This window comes from Streptococcus entericus DSM 14446 (genome assembly GCF_000380025.1).
Lineage (GTDB): Bacteria > Bacillota > Bacilli > Lactobacillales > Streptococcaceae > Streptococcus > Streptococcus entericus.
The window spans coordinates 1-19790 of the sequence record NZ_KB904156.1 but is presented as its reverse complement, the minus strand read 5'-3'; the positions used below and the strand labels follow the sequence as shown (position 1 = coordinate 19790).

Here is a 19790-nt window from a genome sequence, read left to right as displayed (position 1 = left end):
GACAACTATTTCGACAGATGAGGCAAGTTGCGGTATAATAGAGGTATTTCAACTGCAATCACCTCATTAGAAAGGGCAAGCCTGCTGATGTTGGCTCAACATGCCGCTCATTAACAAGAGGTGATTAGAAAACAAAAGGAGTTTCCATGCGTTACAATCAATTTAGCTACATCCCTGTCAATGAAAATAACCAGCTGGCGGATTTTACCCAGCTCGGCTTTCCCCTATCTGCAACAAAAACAGGCAAGGACAACCTAGACACCTTTGTCCGCGCGACATTCTTTCACTACCCGGATACCGATTACCCTGTCAGCCTCTTAGCGGCCAATCAGGAGGCCGACCTCTTGACCTTCTTTCAGTCGGAACGCCCCTTGACCGAAGAGGTCTTCTACACGGTCGCTCTCCAGCTCTTAGGATTTGTGCCTGGAGTGGATTTTACCGATTGGACAGCATTTATTGACAAACTCGCCTTTCCGATTGCCTTTTCTGAGGGCAATTTGCTGGCGCAACTCCACCAGTTGTTGGCCACACGGATGAAGACTGGTTTGACCTTGATTGACCATTTGGTTAGCCAGGGCTTACTGCCACTGGATAATGACTACCATTTCTTCAACGGCAAAAGCCTTGCGACCTTTGATACCAATCATTTGGTGCGTGAGGTGGTCTATGTGGATAGCCAGCTGGACACTGACGGCGATGGGCAAACTGATCTCATCAAGGTCAACATCATCCGTCCCAAAACATCTCACCAACTGCCAACCATGATGACCGCCAGCCCCTATCACCAAGGCATCAACGGTCCAGCCAGCGACAAGAAACTCTACAAGATGACAGGCAATCTGACGGTCAAAGAAGCAGGTACGATTACCGTTGATCCACATGAACCGACTTTCCCATCTGAACAAACCAGCACCCTGCCTGAAAGTCCAGCGACAGAGACCTTTGCTCACATCGGCAGCTACACCCTCAACGACTACATGCTGGCTCGAGGCTTTGCCAACATCTACGTGTCAGGTATCGGCACAGCAGGTTCGACAGGCTTTATGACCTCTGGCGACTACCAGCTCATCAGCTCCTACAAGAGTGTTATTGACTGGCTAAATGGTCGCGCCGTCGCCTACACCAGCCACAAGCGTGAACAGCAGGTGCTAGCGACTTGGGCGACAGGTGAGGTCACAACGACGGGAATTTCCTATCTGGGCACCATGTCTACAGGACTTGCCACGACTGGCGTTGATGGGCTCAAGGTCATCATCGCTGAAGCCGGCATCAGCTCTTGGTACGAGTATTACCGTGAAAACGGCTTGGTGTGCAGCCCAGGCGGTTATCCGGGCGAAGACTTAGACAGCTTAACCGCCTTAACTCACTCCCGAAGCCTCTTGGCAGGAGATTTTGTTCATAGCCGAGCGGTATATGACAAACATCTCGAAGAGCAAGCTCAAGCGCTTGACCGCGAGACAGGCAACTACAACCAGTTCTGGGAAAATCGCAACTACCTCCCTCATGCTCACAAGGTCAAGGCGACAGTGGTCTACACCCACGGCCTCCAAGACTGGAATGTCAAACCGCGTCAGGTCTATAACATTCTAAATGCCCTACCAGATACTGTGGACAAGCACGTCGTCCTGCATCAAGGACAACACGTCTACCTCAACAACTGGCAGTCCATCGATTTTCGTGAGAGCATCAATGCCCTCCTGACCCAAAAACTGCTCAAACAGGATAACGGTTATCATCTCCCAGCCGTCATCTGGCAGGACAACGTCGCAGAGCAGACTTGGCAGGCCCTTGACCATTTTGGTCAAGACAAGACCATCCGTTTTGATCTTGGTCAAGGTGAGCAAGTCATCCAGAACCAGTATGAGCAAGAGACCTTTGAGCGCTACGACAAGGACTTCAAGACCTTCAAGGCCGATCTTTTTGCAGACAAGGCCAACGCCATCTGCATCGACTTGCCAGTCACTCAAGCTGTGCTCATCAACGGTCAAGCCCAGCTTCATCTGACCCTCAAATCGTCAGAAAACCGTGGGCTCCTGTCTGCTCAGCTATTGCACCAAGGAAAAGCCAAACGCCACACGGATACGCCTGTGCCACTGGGTGCTGCGACTATCGACAATGGACAGAACTTTCAGCGCGAGCCTGTTCGTGAGTTGCCGTGGGTGGAGACGGAACAGCGGGTAATCACTAAGGGCGTGCTCAACCTGCAGAACCGAGATGGGATTCTGACCGTGAGCGACCTGCCTGCGGACGAGTGGATTAGCCTGACCTTTGATTTACAACCGACCATCTTCCGTTTAACTGAGGGCGATACGCTTCGGCTCCTACTCTATACGACCGACTTTGAGCACACCGTTCGAGACAACAGCAACTATCAGTTAACGGTCGATTTGAGTCAGTCTAAACTTTATCTGCCTATTGACGCTTAATGTGGTATAATTTTTAAAACAGTGATATAGAAAGAGGACACTTAACATGATGAATATGCAAAATATCATGAAACAAGCACAAAAGATGCAAAAACAAATGGAAGCTAAACAGGCTGAGCTGGCTGGTACAACCTTTATTGGTAAGTCTGCTCAGGACTTAGTAACAGCGACCTTTACAGGGGATAAACAGTTGGTTAATTTGGAATTCAGCCCTGCTATTGTTGACCCAGAGGATATCGAGACCCTGTCCGACATGACTGCTCAGGCCATCAACGATGCACTTAACCAGATTGATGAAGCCACTAAGAAAACACTCGGTGCCTTTGCTGGTAAATTGCCGTTTTAGTTCAAACAAGACAACGCAAAAACGCCTAACATCTTGGGTTTATAACCCGATGTTAGGCGTTTTTTGAAAATTTTCGCTAAATATACTATCTATTCATCTAAAAATCCTGAAAAATCAAGACCCGAAAAGGGGTTATTGTTGATTGTTTCTTGCTTGTCTAGCAAAAGGCGATTATCGTCGAACTCTTTGAACTGCTCATAGATTTTGGCTGTCATGCGGGCATCCTCTAGACTATTATGACCACGCCCCTTGATGCCTAAAAAAGTCGCCACACTCTGCAAACTCAACCGAGAAATGCCGTTCAAATCTGTACTCCGCCGGTCAAAAGCCTCGTCATAGACGTCGACCACATACTGTCCTGTCACATCTAAACCATAAGCCTGCAAAATCGGCAGGTCACTTTTGTGAGCATTGTAGCCAATAAGTGCAGTGTCGCTAACAAAGGCAGCAAAGTCAGCCACCACCTGTTCAGCAGGCGGTGCTGTCTGAATCTTATCACTGGTGATGCCTGTCAATCCATTGATAAAGCTCTTGAGGGGCTGGTCAGTGTGCACATAGCTATCAAAATGAGCCTGTTCCTGCCCATCAACAAATTTCACTGCTGACACTTGCAAGAGATCGTAGTGACCGTCCTTACGCTCGATAAATTCCAAATCAAAAGCAATGTAAGTCTCTAACTGTTCCATGATTACCCTTTCTAATGGTGAGAAAAGAGCGGGTTGCCCTGCTCTTCTTTTTTATTTCCCAAATAAACGAGCGAAAAATCCTTTATTGACAGGTTCAACAAGAACGTCCTCTGCCTCAATGACCTCATCTTTTTTCTCCGCTTCAGTCTTGACCTGATCAAGTTCCAATTTTAGCGTATCACGCTCCTTGAGAGCCGTCAGGGTCAGCTGTTGTTGCTGGTCAATCTGCTTGTCTTTTTCTGCGATCTGCACATCTTTGACCTTGAGTTGCTCACTCAAAGCCGCCATCTGGGCATCCTTGGCCTTGAGTTGCTCGTAGAGCCGCGTAATTTCCGTGTTTTTCTCATCTACCAAAATCTCAAAAAACTCACGATGCTTGGCTTCTTCACTAATCGGCTCATCCTCAAAAATGGTCTTTTTGTAAATTTCCTCCAGCTTAATCAAGCCTGACCGTTTCACGACCGTCACGCCCTTATCGTTTTTCTCGATGTCCTCTTCCGCCAAGGTCTTAATCCGATTGTTGATGGCTTGGCGGCTAACACCCAAAATCTCTGCCAGCTCACTGACGGTTTTTTCTACTGTCATAAGTCCTATTTTCCTCGTCTTTTCTTAACAAAATCATAACACACCCCCTATCATTTGTCAACTTTTCCTATGGTTTTGGGCGATTGCCCAATAGCAGAGCTGACCAGTTTGTGGTACAATAGCAGTATGAACAAACTACTTTTAATCGACGGCTCTTCCGTCGCTTTCAGGGCCTTTTTTGCCCTCTACAACCAGATTGACCGCTTCAAAAATGCCAACGGTCTTCATACCAATGCCATCTACGGTTTCCACCTCATGCTGGACAGCCTGCTAGCTCGCCTCCAGCCGACCCATGTCTTGGTAGCTTTTGATGCTGGCAAAACCACCTTTCGGACAACACTCTACGCCGACTACAAGGCGGGTCGTGCCAAGACCCCAGACGAGTTCCGCGAGCAGTTTCCTTACCTGCGGGAGCTCCTGACGGCGCGCGGCATCGCCTACTACGAGCTGGCAGATTATGAGGCGGATGATATTATCGGGACTTTGGCGACAATGGCAGAGCAGGACAGTCTGGACTTTACCATCACCATTGTCAGCGGGGATAAGGATTTGATTCAGCTGACAGATGCCAATACCACCGTTGAAATCTCTAAAAAAGGGGTCGCCGAATTTGAAGCCTTCACCCCAGCCTACCTGTTGGAAAAGTTGGGGCTAACGCCTGAGCAGTTCGTCGACCTCAAAGCCCTCATGGGGGACAAATCCGATAACATCCCTGGAGTGACTAAAATCGGTGAAAAAACAGGCATCAAACTCCTCCTCGAACACGGCAGCCTGGAAGGGATTTATGCCAATATCGACCAGATGAAGGCCAGCAAGATGAAGGACAACCTCATCAACGACCGCGACCAGGCCTTTCTCTCTAAACGGCTAGCCACCATCAACACCAACGCTCCTCTGACCATCGGACTTTCGGACATTGAATTGAAACAGCCTGACATTGACCACCTCAGCCGTTTCTACGATGAGATGGATTTTCGCCAGTTCAAAGCTAGTTTAGCTGGCAAGAACAGTCCTCGCGAGGCGGTTGAGGTGACCTACACCGAGGTGACTGAACTATCAGAGGAGATGCTGACAGAGGATATGTTTGTCCATCTGGAGATTTTAGGGGATAACTACCATGTCGAGCCCATTGTCGGACTGGCTTTTGGCAATCAAGACCAGCTCTATGTCTCCACAGATACTAGCCTCTTGCAGTCAGATCTGTTTAGGGACTTCCTCAGCCGACCCGTCAAGACCTATGATGCCAAACGGGTCAAGGTGCTGCTGGCTGGTCTAGGCGTGGACATGGCAGCAGCTCGTTTTGACAGCCGTTTAGCCAGCTACCTGCTGTCAACCGTTGAGAACAATGACATCTCAACCATTGCTAAGCTCTACGGTGACTTTCCACTGGCGGACGACCTCGAGGTCTATGGCAAGGGGGTCAAGCGTGCCCTGCCTGAACGCCCTGTCCTGCTCAGCCATTTAGCCAAAAAACTCCAAGTGTTAGTTAGCACCGAAGAAGTGCTACGCACCAAGCTAGAGGAGCAGGGACAGACCGCCCTCTACATGGACATGGAGCTACCGCTAGCGGATGTGCTAGCTAAAATGGAAATCGCCGGTATCCATGTGGAGCGTGAGGTGCTGGAGGCCATGCAAGTGGACAACCAAGTGGTGATCGACCAGCTGACGCAGGAGATTTACGACCTAGCAGGGCAGGAGTTTAACATCAACTCACCAAAGCAGCTGGGGACGCTCCTCTTTGAGACCTTGGGCTTGCCGACTTGGGCGACTAAGAAGACCAAGACCGGCTATTCCACTGCCGTTGATGTTTTGGAAAAGCTGGCGCCTGAGGCACCAATTGTGGCAAAAATCCTCGAGTACCGCCAGATTAGCAAGCTCCAGTCAACCTACGTTATCGGGCTTCAAGACTACATCATGCCAGATGGCAAGATTCACACCCGTTATGTGCAGGACTTGACCCAGACAGGGCGCTTGTCGTCAACCGACCCCAACCTGCAAAATATCCCTGTTCGTCTGGAACAGGGCAGGTTGATTCGTAAGGCCTTCAAGCCAAGTGAGGGGCAGGTGCTCTTGGCCTCTGACTATTCTCAGATTGAGTTGCGCGTGCTGGCTCATATTTCTCAAGACGAGCACCTGATTGAGGCCTTCAAGCAAGGCGCAGACATTCATACCTCAACGGCCATGCGGGTCTTTGGCATTGACAAGCCTGAAAACGTGACGGCAAACCATCGTCGCGATGCCAAGGCCGTCAACTTCGGCGTGGTCTATGGGATTTCGGATTTTGGCTTGGCTAATAACTTAGGTATCACCAGAAAGGCCGCCAAGGACTACATTGATACCTATTTTGAGCGTTTCCCTGGTATCAAGCGCTACATGGACGAGATGGTTGCTCAAGCCAAGGAACAGGGCTATGTGGAGACTCTCTTTCACCGCCGCCGTGAGCTGCCAGACATTCACTCGCGCAACTTCAACGTCCGGAGTTTCGCCGAGCGCACAGCCATCAACTCACCGATTCAGGGGTCTGCCGCAGACATTCTCAAGGTTGCCATGATTAACCTAGATAAGGCCCTGACCGCTGGTGGCTATCAGGCACGCATGCTCCTTCAGGTGCACGACGAGATTGTCCTTGAGGTGCCAATAGCAGAGCTGGAGGCTGTTAGCCAACTGGTCACCGAGACCATGCAGTCTGCCATCGAGTTGTCTGTACCCCTCATTGCCGATAGCAGTTCAGGAGAAAACTGGTACGAGGCGAAGTAACACAGCCATAGAAACTAAAGGAGCACAAACATGGCCAAATATGGTGATTTACAGGCTAAATACCCAGACCTAGAGGTCTGGGCACACCCTGCTGACTATAAAGAATTATACGATTTAACTGTCAAAGGCACAAAAACTGCCACCAGCTCCTGGTATGCGGAATACGCCTCACCAGATGAGCTGGATCAACCAGGTGACCGATCCATTATGTTAGACAATCCTGAACACCCCACTCAGGAAGTCCTGCTTGAAACTGTAAAGGTCATCATCGAACCGTTTAATGCGATTTCAGAAGAGACAGCGCGGTGCAATGCAGAGGGTGACACCACAGTTGCTGACTGGCAACGGATTTTCGGTGACTTCTGGCAGCGGCATCTGCCAACTGTCGGACTGGACTTTTCAGAGACAGGTTTAGTTGTCACAGAATTTTTTAAAGTTGTTGAACAATAGAGGCTCTCTAATGGGATAGATTGTAAAAAATAATAAAATTAGTCTACTGGTTTATTGAAGTGAGAAAGAGATATTTTCTCACTTCAATTTTTATTATCTTGGTACAGCTTACATGTGATATAATAAAGTATAAAACTAAAGGAGAACTTGGCGAATGGTGCAGCTCAAGATTATTAGTCACCCTTATGAAAAACAAATTACTTTTCAAAAGTGGGAAGAAGAGCAACAAGTTTGGGAAAATATCACCTATCAACAAAATAGTAATAGTCAACTAATTTCTGAACAAATTAAAACAGCCTTTTTCCCTTTCAAGGTTAGGGAAATCGTGGATATCTTAATTACAGAGTACGATGATGGACAAGAGATCGAACTAATTTTTGAAGGAACCGCAGAAGAATTTGAGGAGTTACACACCCTTATCAAGCATCATTCCCATGAAGCGTCATTAAATTTAACAAAATCATCTCTCCGTTTACAAAATGCTCGTACAATTTTGCCAAGAGTAATCACGATTTTTGAGGGGGTTAAACAATTAATTACAACTGATGAAGTTGTTAATCGTGATATAATGCAGTTTAAAGAGGCAGCTAGTGATGTGATCCCTGTGGTTGTTTTGGGAAATTATAGTGTTGGAAAATCCAGTCTTATCAATGCCTTGATTGGGGAAGATTTATTGCCTAGCAGTGATAGTCCTGCAACTGCAAAAATTATCGATATTCGTCCATCGGATAAAGAAGACGTCTGGGAATTGGCTTTTGAACTCAATCAAGAACCAATTAAACTGAGTTATAAGCGAGACCAGTTTATTTTTACTGAAGGAAGTGAGAGAATCGAAGCAGACTTTCCTGAACTGAAAGAGATGGTATTTTCTACTCATTCAAATAGTCCGAAACAGGTGTTTCAACGTTTCTTAAGCTATCTAAATGAGGCTCCTCAAACAGACGAACGACACATCTCAGAATTGGTTCAAGTTAGAATTCCAATTACTCAAGGTGTCCTGGGGCAGCCTGATCATCGTTTTGCCATCTTTGATACACCAGGCTCCAACTCTTCATCAAATCAAAACCACCTAGAGGTGCTTAAACAAGCCATGTCTAATATGAGTAACGGTGTTATTCTCTTCGTAACAGATTACACTTCTTTAGATGCACTGGATAACATGGCACTTTACCGTGAGCTGAGCCAGCAAGTGGATATTGATACTCGTTTTACTATCTTGGTTGTCAATAAAGCTGATCAGATTGATTTTTCTGATTTTGATGAAACTAAAGTTCTTAGTCAGGCACTACCAAAGCAGCTTTATTCACAAGGACTATATTTTGTATCACCAGTAATGGGGCTTGGACATAAAACGGCAGGACAATTCACAGATTATACCTATGATCGAATCTTCAAAAAATCTTTAGATGAATTTACCAATCCAACTTCCCCTTACTACCAAGAGCTTTATCGCTATATGATCGTTCCAGAACAGTTGAAAAAAGCAAAAATTGAACAGGCAAAACAGGTGACAACAGATGCTTTGTTATTTGCTAACAGTGGTTTGCTCAGTCTGGAGCAAGAGTTGGATACTTTTGCTCGTTATTATTCTCCTTATAATAAATGCCAGCAAGCCAAGCTTTATTTGGAAAAGACTATTTTAACAACTGAGCAAAATATTACCCACCTAACAGAAGAGCTAGAGGAAGAAGCTAATCGCTTAGCAGATAAACTAGAAAGTGAAAAGAATGATTTAATCAATCGAACAACTAGAAAAGGCAAACAGCAGCTGATGGATTTACTTGATGTTCATCACTCCTCTCTTCAAGCCTTGCTATCATCTCCCAATATCACGTTGACTGCTGAAAAATTAGCTGATTTGTGTGAACAAGAATATCAGAATAAGAAAAAATCTGCTGGTCTTGAACAATTTAGAAAGGATAAAGATCAGAACTGGAAAAATCTACAACATCATTTTTCTAACCTTGGTTCGCATATCAAATCTGCTCTTGACGAGCGTGACATTACAATTCTCAAACAAACTTTTGACCAAATCCAAGAAGATACTAAAGAAAGTTTCAAAGGTTCAGAAGCCTATGGGAAGAAAAAACGCCAAATCTTCGAGGAAGTCTCTCAATCCTTACTTAATGATGCTCAAGCGATTTTTGATAAGGATTGGCAAGAGACACGGCAGCTCCTTTTTTCTAAGTCTGCCCAAGAACTGGAACAAGCTTGTCTAAATTTGAAACAACGGCTGGCATTTGAGATTGGTTTAACAGACACATTGCCGTTTGATAAGCGCGAGGAAATAAAAGAGCTCATTTTATCTCATGAAACCCTCCAGCTAAAGCATCATATTCGCTTTGATAAAGAAAAAGTCGTACAGGGGTTTAAATTAGGTGATGTACATTTATTTGGAAATCCCTATAAGCTTGACCTTGATAAATTAGTGAAATTATACCATCATACGTTATTAAAAGAAACTAGGCTATTTTTTGATACTTTGGTAAGGGACCACCAGCAAACTATCCAGCATTGGTTAGAACAACTATTGACCCTAATCAATAGCCATATTACTGAATTTAATCCTAAGTTACGCGAAACACATCAATTATTGATTGACAAACAAGAATGTATAGCACATTACGAAGCAGTATTAAGGCAGTTAAAAAACTATTCAGAAGAGCTGATAAGCCTAATGAGTTTTGAAAATAGGAGACAAGGGGAAATTTAAGATGGGAATTAAGAGAATAATCCAGAATACAGCTGGTAAGGCTGCGGATGCCATCAGTCATTTATCTGCTTTAAGCCCTGAGCAACTGCAACAATTACAGGAGAAGCAAGACACTTACCTAGCAGAGAAACCAGAACTTGATAGTCAAGACAGCAAAGAGCAAATCAGTCGTCTTCTGGCTAAACATGCAACAGATATTTACCATGCATACCTTTCTCAATTAAAAGAACTCTACCTACCACTAGAAAGACAAGCTGAATATGACAAAGACTTTCGTCCAAGTACAAATATTCGCTACATCAATATTACCAAATGGGTAACAGATAAAACTGAAAATAGTCTAGAGAAACTGGTCAACGTTTACGATGTTCTATCTAATGAAGCTTGTAACATCTCACTCGTTTTTCACCGACAAAAAAATCAGACCAAAGTCTACCTGGCAGTGACCAACACAGCGAATGCAAACAACAATGTTGATGTGGATAGCTATCGAAGACGCCTAGAGTCTGCCATCAAAGGGAATTTTCCTGGTTCAACGTGGGCAAAAGAGATTGGTCGTGGTCAATTGCCTTGTTTCAGCGAACATACTTCCTACTCTGTTGCAACAGCTTCAAATATTCCAACGGAGAAATCTCAACAGTTTATCAGCCAAACTATCGAAAAACTCTTAGATGGCTTTGTACCTGAAACCTTTGAACAAGAATATGTGCTAGTCCTTCTAGCAACGCCGATTCGTGACCTTGCGGAACGAAAATTGATGTTATCCCAGATTTATTCAGACCTTGCTCCCTATGCATCTTGGCAAACAAACTTTACTCTCAATGAATCACAAGCACTCGGTTCATCTGCAACAGTCGGTCTCAATCTTGGTGGCAGTGCTGGAAGACAGACAGGCAATAACACAGCAAACACAGTTAGTGAGGGACTGACTGACACAGAAGGGAAGACCGAATCACTAACCAATACTAAGGGAAAAAGTAACTCGAAGGGCGGCTCTTTGGGCGGTTCTTTGGGCGGTTCTTTGGGCAGTGCTTTGGGCGTTTCTTTGGGGGGAAGTCTTAATTGGTCAGAAACAAGTTCGACAGCAAAATCCTTGGCCAAGGGAGTGACAAAAACAGTTGCAAAGACAGCTTCCAACGCCGTGACAACAGGTGCTTCCAACGCTCTAAATTTTGGGATTAATTTCGGTGCCAACTTTGCCAGAAGTTCTAATGTCACAGCAACAATTGGAAAAAACGAAGGAATTATTCAAACCTTTACCAATCATACCGTTAAGCATACCCTAGAACTTTTAGATAAAGAAGCCAAACGCTTGGAACAAAGTACAGCGTTAGGAATGTGGGAGTTTGCTGCCTATGTCCTCAGCGAAGACCCAACCATGGCCAACAATGTTGCCCATTCGTATCTAGCCTTAACACAGGGAGAAGAGTCTCATCTCTCACAAACAGTTGTAAACCTTTGGAGAGGCGATGTGAGCGAGGAACGAGCTCAAGCTCAAGAAATAGTTGCTTACTTAAAAGATTTGCGACACCCTATTTTTGCCCTTAATCCAGAATTAATTGAGGAAGATGAAACTTTTTTGGTTTATCCTCCTCTTGTCACAGCGACAACGGCTTTGTCTGGAAAAGAGTTAGCTTATTCGCTTAATTTTCCAAAAACCTCCATCGCGGGCTTGCCTGTTTTATCCTGTACCGCTTTTGGTAGGAATATCAGCTCCTATGAAGAAGCTATTGGTGAGAGTATTAACTTAGGTAGGATTTTCCATATGACCCATGCTGAACATCTGCGAGTACCGCTTGGATTAAATTCCTTGGCCTCTCATACCTTGATTACAGGAAGCACAGGAACTGGTAAGAGCAACACAATTTACACCATTCTTGAAAATAGTCGTCGTCAAGGCATTAAGTTTTTAGTCATCGAACCTGCCAAAGGGGAGTACAAGCAGGTTTTCGGAAATGATGACGATGTCTTTGTCTATGGAACCAATCCGACTATTAGTCCGCTCTTACAAATTAACCCATTTGCCTTCCCAGAAGGTATCCATATTTTGGAACATTTGGATCGTTTAATTGAACTTTTTAATGTTTGTTGGCCAATGTATGCTGCAATGCCTGCGGTACTTAAAAATGCTGTCGAGCAAGCCTATCAAGACTGTGGGTGGAATCTATTGACTTCAGTAAATCAGTATAGAATCTATCCAACCTTTGATGATATTATTCGAAATATCAAGACTATCATTAATAGCAGTGAGTACGATAACGAGAGCAAAGGAGCTTATAAAGGAGCCTTGTTAACACGCTTGACTTCTTTAACAACGGGTCTGAACGGCCTTATCTTTACAGATAAAGGGTTATCAGACCAAGCTCTATTTGATGAAAATGTTATCGTTGATCTCAGTCGGGTCGGCTCAACAGAGACAAAGTCACTCATTATGGGGATACTTATCTTAAAATTGCAAGAATACCGCTTGACCAATGCAACTGACCTAAATAGACCCTTGCAACACCTTACTGTTTTGGAAGAAGCCCATCACTTGTTGAAGAAAACATCATCAGAGCAGATGATGGAAAGTGCTAACCTAGTCGGAAAAAGCGTTGAGATGCTGGCAACGAGTATTGCTGAGATGAGAACCTATGGCGAGGGGGTTATCATTGCTGATCAAGCACCAGGCCTATTAGATAGGTCAGTTATCCGTAATACCAATACAAAAATTATCTTGCGGTTGCCAGATTTTTCAGATCGTCAGTTAGTTGGAAAATCAGCTAATCTAACGGACGATCAGATTATTGAACTAGCAAAACTTCCTAAAGGAGTGGCAGCTGTTTATCAAAATGACTGGCTGGAACCCGTCTTATGCCAAATTGATAAGACGACGCTCAAAGAAAAAATCTACCAGCATACCCCACAACCCGTAGTACTAGATGATGAAAAAGGAAAAGTTCTTTTATTGTCCTATCTGAGTGCAGAACCTGATGAACGCGCCATGATAGACAAGACAGATATAAACATTTTAGTTTCCAATCTATCTATTGACGGATTGACTAAACGGAGAATTCTGAACTGGTCCTTAGAGCAATCACTTGATGGCAACATGATAGAGTATGCCGCAATCGTTGGGCAGCTTTACCCAGAGCTTATTTCGCTGATTCGTCAGTTAGATGAAAAAAGTACGGAAGCAGAACAGATAACAGTTATACTTCGTCAAACCATTGATGAGTTGCTACTGGATGTTGTTGCAGAGCAGACGAGACGAGATGTATTGCAGGCAGCAGTAACGCATTATTATTTGCATGAGTTAAAGGATGAGCAAGCTCTTCAACGATGGGCTCACAAAGGAGGATTCTAAGCAATGGTACTTGAACAGCTAGCCAAAACCCTAGTAGCAGAAGCAAGGGAAAGTATTGGTGAAGTTGCTCGCAAGGTTGGTGATGCAACAGATAACTTTTTTGACCAAGAAAAGCGCCTCAATCCTGTGGAGAAGAGTCCTTCACATCATTATGATGGTTTGACTCCTCTAGAGAAAGTAATTGGTTGGTCGAAAGATTATCCCTTATCCGTATTAGATGCTATGTATAGTGGTCAGGAATTAAAGCATTATATGGATTTGAATCTTGTTCCAAAACTATTTGCTAAAACAGAAATGGGACAAGAGCGGTACGTGTTAGTGCCCCAACAGTTGGAGATGACAACTAAAGTTGATTCGTTTGGTCGGACCAATCAAGAAAGATTGGATAACGGTCTTTTGCCGATAAAAGATGGAAAAATCCTCGAATGTCATCATATTGGTCAAGAAAACGGAGGGCACTACGCCTTACTGACTAAGGAAGAGCATCGTGAAAATACATTTAAATCTCTTTTGCACAACCCAGCAAAAGAAGGCGTTGACCATGGCCTCGCGTTTATAACAGATAAAAAGTTAATATCCAGAGCCATTAGTGAAGGAGATAAACATGTCACAAATTATTGAAGAATTAAAAAAAATACACCCTCTTTACCACAGTTCTCCTGCTAGTTCAGAACAGATTAAGCAGGCGGAGAGTGAATTGCAACTGACGTTCTCAGATGACTTTAAAACTTACTTGAGCCATTTTGGGGCAGTTAGCTTTGAAGCAACTGAATGGATGGGGTTGAATGTTGATGACTATTGCCATGTGGTAGTTGCAACACTAGAAGCCCGAAAATATAACGAACACTTCCCAAAAGATAAATTTATCGTTGAAGATTGGCATATGGACAACTATTTTATCTTATCGGATAAATCTGGTAACATTTATTCATGGGACAATAGTGCTGAGGCTATGGCATATGAGTCATTACTAGATTATCTCAAGAGTTGCCTTAACAGAGCATCTAGCAAATAAAGGAGAACACACATGACTTACACCTTCCAAAACCCACCTCAAGAGGTGATATTCGATTATATCAAGCAAACCAAGACCATCGCGGTGGTTGGCTTATCTGACCGTACAGAGACAGCTGCTTACCGCGTTAGTCAGCTCATGCAGGAGGCTGGTTTTACCATCATTCCAGTCAATCCGAAGCTTGCTGGGGAAAAAATCCTCGGTGAGAGAGTCTATGCTAGACTGCAAGACGTGCCTGTCCATATCGACATGGTCAATGTCTTTCGTCGCAGTGAATTTCTGGCAGATGTTGCCAGAGATTTTCTCGAAACTGACGCTGACATCTACTGGGCACAACTGGGTCTCGAGAGTGAAGACGCAGAAAAACTCCTGCGTCAGGCTGGTCGCGATGCCATTGTCATGAACAGGTGCTTAAAAATCGAGTACCTTAAGATGGTATAAGGGCATCAAAATAAAGCGTTCCTTTGGACATTTCAACTGAAAGACAATCCTCAAACAGTGGATTGTCTTTTTCTATATCTGCGAAATTTATAGCGTCCTGATGATTGATAAGCAGGCATTTTGACGGTTTAAGACAAATCAGAAATCTTTTACGGCTGTCGTTTCTATCGGTTTTGAGCATTTTATACACTTAAACTAGCTCAAGCCCTTAGAAATGAGATTCTAAGAGCTTGAGCTATCGTCTGAACCTGCTCTAAGCAGGTTATTTTCAGTCTTTTCGGTAAATGTTTAACTCGACAATAACAGGGATAGTTAAGAATAACTTGCTCCTTGCTATTTTTCCATCATGCCAGCTTGGAGTTGATACATCTTATGGTAGGTTCCCCTTAGAGCTAGCAAGGTCTCATGGTCCCCACTCTCGATGATTCGACCTTTATCCAAGACATAGATGCAATTAGCGTCTTGAATCGTTGATAGACGATGGGCAATAGCGATTGTTGTCCGTCCTTGACGCATCTTAGCAAGAGAATTTTGAACGATTTGCTCCGTCTCGGAGTCAATATTGGCAGTTGCCTCATCGAGAATTAAAATCTTAGGTTGACTGGCAACAGTCCTAGCAAAAGCTAACAGTTGGCGTTGACCTGTTGAAAAGGTTGCTCCACGCTCAGTGACAGGTTCGCTATAGCCTGCTGGCAATTTACTGATAAACTGGTCAGCATCGACAAACTCCGCCGCAGCCCGAACCTCATCGTCGCTGATTTCCTGATACATCCTGATATTAGACGAAATTGTCCCATGATAGAGAAAAGGGTCTTGGAGAACCAAACCGATGTTTCGGCGTAAAGCTTCCTGACTGTACTGCCGAATATCTGTGCCATCAATCAACACACGCCCTGATTGAAACTCATAAAAACGCATAAGAACATTGATGATAGAGGACTTGCCAGAGCCTGTCGCCCCAACAAATGCAATCGTTTCACCCTTATTGACCCGAAAGGATACCTTATCCAAAATCTGGTTCTTTCCATCATAGCTAAAAGAAACGTCTTCAAATACAATATCGCCTGACTGGATGTCCTCAACTTCCCCCAGCTGAGCAGGCTCAAACACCTCCTGATCAATGAGGCTGAAGACACGACCAGCAGAAACCATAGAGGTTTGCAGGGTTGAAAAGTTCTGCGTTACTTCGATTAACGGATCAAAGAGACGGTTAATGTACTGGATGAAGGCATACATGAAACCTGCAGAAATCCCAAGTTTTTGCCACTTAAAGCCAAAATAGGCCATCAACACCGCATAAGCAAGGAGTTTTAAGAGGGACATGGCAGGGCGTAAAAACAAACTATCCAAGGCTAATGACCGATTGACGTAGGTGAGATGTTCCTGATTGATCGCATCAAACTCATTCTGAAGACGTGCTTCCTGACTAAAGGCTTGAATAATGCGGATACCCTCAATACTTTCTGCCAGTTTGCTATTGATATCACTGAGTAAACTCCGCGTTTTAGCAATCACTGCAGTCGACTTCTTGCGGTAAAGATTAACCAAGATAAAAATCAAGGGCAAAAAGAGGGCAACCAGTCCAGTGAGCTTGACGTCCAAGGTCAACATGGTGTACAAGGTCACGGTAAAAATAAACACCGCCGAGACAAAACTTACCAAAATGCCTGAAAACATCTCGCTGATGCTCTCCGTATCGTTGGTAATTCGCGACACGATAGACCCAGCCGGGGTTTTATCAAAATACGACATTCCCAGTTTTTCCATGGTCGCAAACGCATCTCGTCGAATATCACGCACCACACTATAAGACACCTTGGCAAAGAAAAAATTACCAAAATACTGCAGCAAGCTCTGCGCCATATAAAGGCCATAATAGCCAATCAAAAGGCTCAGCCCGTCTGTCGTCTGACCAGCGATATAGCCATCAATAAATCGACTAGCCACAAGGGGGATAAGACTTTTTACCACCGTTGTGGCCAATAGCAGAGCTAGGGAAAAAGTGGTCAGTAGACCATAAGGGGTCAAGTAGGTCATCAGCCGACGAAAGGTCGACCATAATTGAGCTTGTTTGGGCATTGACTACTCCTTTCAAAACATCATAACAAGCAAGAGACGAGCAAGGTCAAGGCAACCCAAAACCAAATGAGTGCCGTCTCTAAAAAATACTCGGTTCGGTCTATAGGTTACTAACGAGCTGACTTACCATAGGGCACAGCAAACGAGCGCTCCCATCACGGCTAAACTAGGGCAGCCAGAACCGTATAGCCAGTCTATAACGTTTACAGGTGATCCTCGTTATGCCAGTGAGTCAGATCCTATAAAAGCGAAGCTGCTGCTCATCCGATGAGCTTAATCTCCCATCTCCAGCTGTTGGCTAGCATAAGTTGTCGCATACCAACCTCCTGCTGCAACCAGCTCATCGTGACGACCCCGCTCAATGATACGACCATCTTGCATCACTAAAATCAGATCCGCGTGAACAACTGCTGACAAGCGATGAGCAGTGATGATCGTCGTCTGCCCTTGACGCGTTTGCTTAAGGTTATCAATAATGGCATGCTCCGTCTTAGCGTCAACAGCCGATAGAGAATCATCTAAAATCAAAATATCAGGCGTCAAAATCATGGCACGACTCATGGCTAAACGTTGCTTTTGACCACCAGATAAGGACACGCCACGTTCTCCAATGATGGTTTGGAACCCATCAGGCATACCCATCACATCATCATAAACATGGGACATTTTAGTTGCCTGTTCCACCTGTTCTTGGGATAGGCTCGGATTGCCAAAACGGACATTGTCCTCAATAGACATCGCAAAGAGCACTTGGTCTTGCGGCACATAACCCATCAGAGAGCGCAAATCAGACAAGCGGTAAGCCTTGATGTTATGACCGTTTAGACGAATCTCACCGTCTGTGACATCATACTCTCGTAATAGCAATTTTATTAAACTGGTCTTACCTGAGCCAGTTTGACCAACCAATCCCAGCGTCTGCCCTTTTTCTAAACTAAAGTGGATATCACGCAACGTCTCCTCGTTATCATAAGCAAAATAATCCACCGCATAGTCCAGACGACCATTTTCAATAGCAGGTAAAGGATCAGTCGCTTCTACAACTGCTGAACGCTCGGATAGTAGGCTATTGATACGGTCATAAGAAACTGACCCACGCTGAATCATGTTAAACAGGAAACCAACAGCCATCAGTGGCCAGACCAGCATATCTAGATAAGTGATAAAGGCCACCAACTGACCGACACTCACCTGCCCAGAACGGACAAAGATTGAACCAACAAGGAGGGTCAAAACATAGGAACTCCCCACAAAAAGCAAAACAACCGGATCCCACATGGCATCATAGAACATGGTTTTCATGTTTTTTTGGTAGGTCATCTGGTTGGTCTCTTGAAAGCTAGCCAGCTCTTGAGCCTGATAACCAAATGATTTGGTCACCTTGATCCCTGATACGCTTTCTTGAACCTTGTTATTTAGGTCAGAAAAAGCAGCTTGAGAGGCTTGGAAACTGGTATGGGTACGTCGTCCGAGGAAACTGGTCGTCATCGCCATAAAAGGTAACGGAATGATAGCGACAAGCGTCATCTGCCAGGAAATGGTCACAAACATGGTCAACAGGGTCACCAAGGCTGTTATCGAGGCATCCACTGCCGACATGACCCCACCACCAGCCAAACGTGTCAAGGCGTTGATATCATTGGTCGCGTGAGCCATCAAATCACCTGTCCGATAGGTCTGGTAAAAGGATGGCGACATTTTGGTAAAGTGCTCAAACAGGCGCGACCTAATCAGTTGCCCTAAACGGCTAGAAGTCCCTAGAATATACATCCGCCAAATATAGCGAAGCACATACATCCCAAGTGCCGCTAAAAGGAGCCACAACAGGCTCCATAGCAGTTGCTGAGGGGTCAGTTGTTTGTTAGCAATACCATCAATCACGCGCCCCATCATCATAGGAGGCACTAGGTTTAGGACAGATACCAGACTAAGCGCCACAATCCCTGTCAAGTAACGGCGTTTTTCTAACTTAAAAAACCACCATAAATCACGTACAATTTTCATGAATTCTCCTTTCTTTCTCCTAAAGGCCATCGCAGAGCTAAACAGTCTGCTCTCCTGTCATGAGTTAGCCCAAAAGAAGAGCAGTAACAAACAAATCAGCACCATAGCGGTGCTGAGGATGATAGGCTATTATACCACGTTTTCTGCACTAGGTCTAGCTGACAAGGACTAAGGAAAACGTTTTTTCTGTTGAACATGACCTGTTTGTCTGAAAAAGAGCAAACAAGTGGTTAGTCTATGTTAATGTGTTTGCTAGTGACATGGCGATAGGTCAGGTAGGCAAGCAAACCACCCAACGTATTTGTCCAAAGGTCATCAAGCTCAAACACCCGATTGGCATCAATGAGAAGGTCCAAAACAATCTGTGTCAGCTCAATGCTCAAACTCAGGTAAAAAGCTAGTTTAATAGCGCGAGCCATTGAGCGCAAGCTCGGAAAAAGATGAAGCAAACCAAGAACCAGCGGATAGAGGAGAAAAATATTCATCACGTTTTGGCAGATAACCCAGACCAGCTGCCAAAAACTGTTTATCTCTTGCCAACCCCAAAGGGTGTTGAAGGGGCGAAGTAAAACAACAACGCGGCCAAAGTGCTGAATCCCTGGGGTCTCCTCCAAGCCAAAGTTAGGTTGGGGCATGAAACAAATCACCGCAACAAAAACATACTAAGATTAGTAGTGAGGAAATCTCCGACGGGAGAGAGTACTCACTACTTTTTTCATTCTCAAGATGATAAAGTAGAGGTGTCTTGTTAAGTCGTGGGGCTTTTTGACGCTAGACGTCGCAACAAAAACTGGCAAGACACCTGTTTTAGAAAGAATGTTATCAAAGTATGTGGGACGCTAGACGTCGAGTATTGAAAATGACATCTCTAAAACAAGGAATCATTCAAGACAAAGAGGTAGTATCATGCGTGCAGTTTTCGGGATTGATGTGAGTAAGGCA

General features: G+C 44.6%; 14 protein-coding genes. 9 read left to right on the top strand and 5 right to left on the bottom strand.

Annotated elements, in window-relative coordinates; translation table 11 throughout:
* The first annotated feature begins 146 nt into the window (after window positions 1-146).
* Window positions 147-2426, top strand: a complete 2280-nt coding sequence (locus tag A3GW_RS0101585) for a Xaa-Pro dipeptidyl-peptidase (protein ID WP_018367569.1) — start codon at window positions 147-149, stop codon at window positions 2424-2426.
* A 46-nt stretch (window positions 2427-2472) separates the two neighbouring features.
* The gene (locus tag A3GW_RS0101580; protein ID WP_018367568.1) at window positions 2473-2772 is read left to right on the top strand and encodes a YbaB/EbfC family nucleoid-associated protein; all 300 of its coding nucleotides are present in this window, start codon (window positions 2473-2475) and stop codon (window positions 2770-2772) included.
* A gap of 89 nt (window positions 2773-2861) precedes the next feature.
* On the opposite strand, the gene A3GW_RS0101575 is transcribed toward A3GW_RS0101580, so the two are convergent.
* Both A3GW_RS0101575 and A3GW_RS0101570 read right to left on the bottom strand, forming a co-directional pair.
* Window positions 2862-3458: a 3'-5' exonuclease gene (locus tag A3GW_RS0101575; protein ID WP_018367567.1), complete on the bottom strand. Its 597-nt coding sequence runs from the start codon at window positions 3456-3458 to the stop codon at window positions 2862-2864.
* Window positions 3459-3509: 51 nt separating this feature from the next.
* On the bottom strand, window positions 3510-4043 hold the full coding sequence (locus A3GW_RS0101570) for a DUF536 domain-containing protein (protein WP_018367566.1): 534 nt from the start codon (window positions 4041-4043) through the stop codon (window positions 3510-3512).
* A gap of 126 nt (window positions 4044-4169) precedes the next feature.
* On the opposite strand from A3GW_RS0101570, the gene polA reads away from it, so the two are divergent.
* From polA to A3GW_RS0101535, 7 genes are all read left to right on the top strand, one after another.
* Window positions 4170-6800: a DNA polymerase I gene (polA, locus tag A3GW_RS0101565; RefSeq protein ID WP_018367565.1), complete on the top strand. Its 2631-nt coding sequence runs from the start codon at window positions 4170-4172 to the stop codon at window positions 6798-6800.
* A gap of 30 nt (window positions 6801-6830) precedes the next feature.
* Entirely contained in the window at window positions 6831-7250 is a 420-nt protein-coding gene (locus tag A3GW_RS0101560; RefSeq protein ID WP_018367564.1) for an ASCH domain-containing protein, read from the top strand.
* A gap of 154 nt (window positions 7251-7404) precedes the next feature.
* Window positions 7405-9963 carry a dynamin family protein gene (locus A3GW_RS10605; protein WP_018367563.1) on the top strand — a complete coding sequence of 853 codons (2559 nt, stop codon included), beginning with the start codon at window positions 7405-7407 and terminating at the stop codon, window positions 9961-9963.
* A gap of 1 nt (window position 9964) precedes the next feature.
* On the top strand, window positions 9965-13309 hold the full coding sequence (locus tag A3GW_RS0101550) for an ATP-binding protein (RefSeq protein WP_018367562.1): 3345 nt from the start codon (window positions 9965-9967) through the stop codon (window positions 13307-13309).
* 3 nt (window positions 13310-13312) lie between these two features.
* Window positions 13313-13930: an HNH/ENDO VII family nuclease gene (locus A3GW_RS0101545; RefSeq protein WP_018367561.1), complete on the top strand. Its 618-nt coding sequence runs from the start codon at window positions 13313-13315 to the stop codon at window positions 13928-13930.
* Complete coding sequence (locus A3GW_RS0101540) at window positions 13914-14324, top strand: SMI1/KNR4 family protein (RefSeq protein WP_018367560.1); 411 nt, start codon at window positions 13914-13916, stop codon at window positions 14322-14324. Before A3GW_RS0101545 ends, A3GW_RS0101540 begins: the two co-directional genes overlap by 17 nt.
* A gap of 12 nt (window positions 14325-14336) precedes the next feature.
* Complete coding sequence (locus A3GW_RS0101535; protein ID WP_018367559.1) at window positions 14337-14765, top strand: CoA-binding protein; 429 nt, start codon at window positions 14337-14339, stop codon at window positions 14763-14765.
* Between the two features lie 333 nt (window positions 14766-15098).
* On the opposite strand, the gene A3GW_RS0101525 is transcribed toward A3GW_RS0101535, so the two are convergent.
* The 3 genes from A3GW_RS0101525 to A3GW_RS10600 form a co-directional block, all read right to left on the bottom strand.
* A complete protein-coding gene (locus A3GW_RS0101525; protein WP_018367557.1) occupies window positions 15099-16844 on the bottom strand; it encodes an ABC transporter ATP-binding protein in 1746 nt (581 codons plus the stop codon).
* A gap of 273 nt (window positions 16845-17117) precedes the next feature.
* Window positions 17118-18848 (bottom strand): ABC transporter ATP-binding protein, encoded by a 1731-nt coding sequence (locus tag A3GW_RS0101520; protein ID WP_018367556.1) that lies wholly within the window; start codon window positions 18846-18848, stop codon window positions 17118-17120.
* A gap of 230 nt (window positions 18849-19078) precedes the next feature.
* Window positions 19079-19483: a VanZ family protein gene (locus tag A3GW_RS10600; protein ID WP_018367555.1), complete on the bottom strand. Its 405-nt coding sequence runs from the start codon at window positions 19481-19483 to the stop codon at window positions 19079-19081.
* Window positions 19484-19790: the final 307 nt, after the last annotated feature.

Bases quoted from the DNA above. Each gene is read 5' to 3' on its own strand.
- A3GW_RS0101535 (WP_018367559.1), top strand. From the start codon at position 14,337: ATGACTTACACCTTCCAAAACCCACCTCAAGAGGTGATATTCGATTAT.
- A3GW_RS0101560 (WP_018367564.1), top strand. From the start codon at position 6,831: ATGGCCAAATATGGTGATTTACAGGCTAAATACCCAGACCTAGAGGTC.
- A3GW_RS0101520 (WP_018367556.1), bottom strand. From the start codon at position 18,848: ATGAAAATTGTACGTGATTTATGGTGGTTTTTTAAGTTAGAAAAACGC.
- A3GW_RS0101570 (WP_018367566.1), bottom strand. From the start codon at position 4,043: ATGACAGTAGAAAAAACCGTCAGTGAGCTGGCAGAGATTTTGGGTGTT.
- polA (WP_018367565.1), top strand. From the start codon at position 4,170: ATGAACAAACTACTTTTAATCGACGGCTCTTCCGTCGCTTTCAGGGCC.
- A3GW_RS10605 (WP_018367563.1), top strand. From the start codon at position 7,405: ATGGTGCAGCTCAAGATTATTAGTCACCCTTATGAAAAACAAATTACT.
- A3GW_RS10600 (WP_018367555.1), bottom strand. From the start codon at position 19,483: ATGCCCCAACCTAACTTTGGCTTGGAGGAGACCCCAGGGATTCAGCAC.
- A3GW_RS0101580 (WP_018367568.1), top strand. From the start codon at position 2,473: ATGATGAATATGCAAAATATCATGAAACAAGCACAAAAGATGCAAAAA.
- A3GW_RS0101540 (WP_018367560.1), top strand. From the start codon at position 13,914: ATGTCACAAATTATTGAAGAATTAAAAAAAATACACCCTCTTTACCAC.
- A3GW_RS0101550 (WP_018367562.1), top strand. From the start codon at position 9,965: ATGGGAATTAAGAGAATAATCCAGAATACAGCTGGTAAGGCTGCGGAT.
- A3GW_RS0101545 (WP_018367561.1), top strand. From the start codon at position 13,313: ATGGTACTTGAACAGCTAGCCAAAACCCTAGTAGCAGAAGCAAGGGAA.
- A3GW_RS0101525 (WP_018367557.1), bottom strand. From the start codon at position 16,844: ATGCCCAAACAAGCTCAATTATGGTCGACCTTTCGTCGGCTGATGACC.
- A3GW_RS0101585 (WP_018367569.1), top strand. From the start codon at position 147: ATGCGTTACAATCAATTTAGCTACATCCCTGTCAATGAAAATAACCAG.
- A3GW_RS0101575 (WP_018367567.1), bottom strand. From the start codon at position 3,458: ATGGAACAGTTAGAGACTTACATTGCTTTTGATTTGGAATTTATCGAG.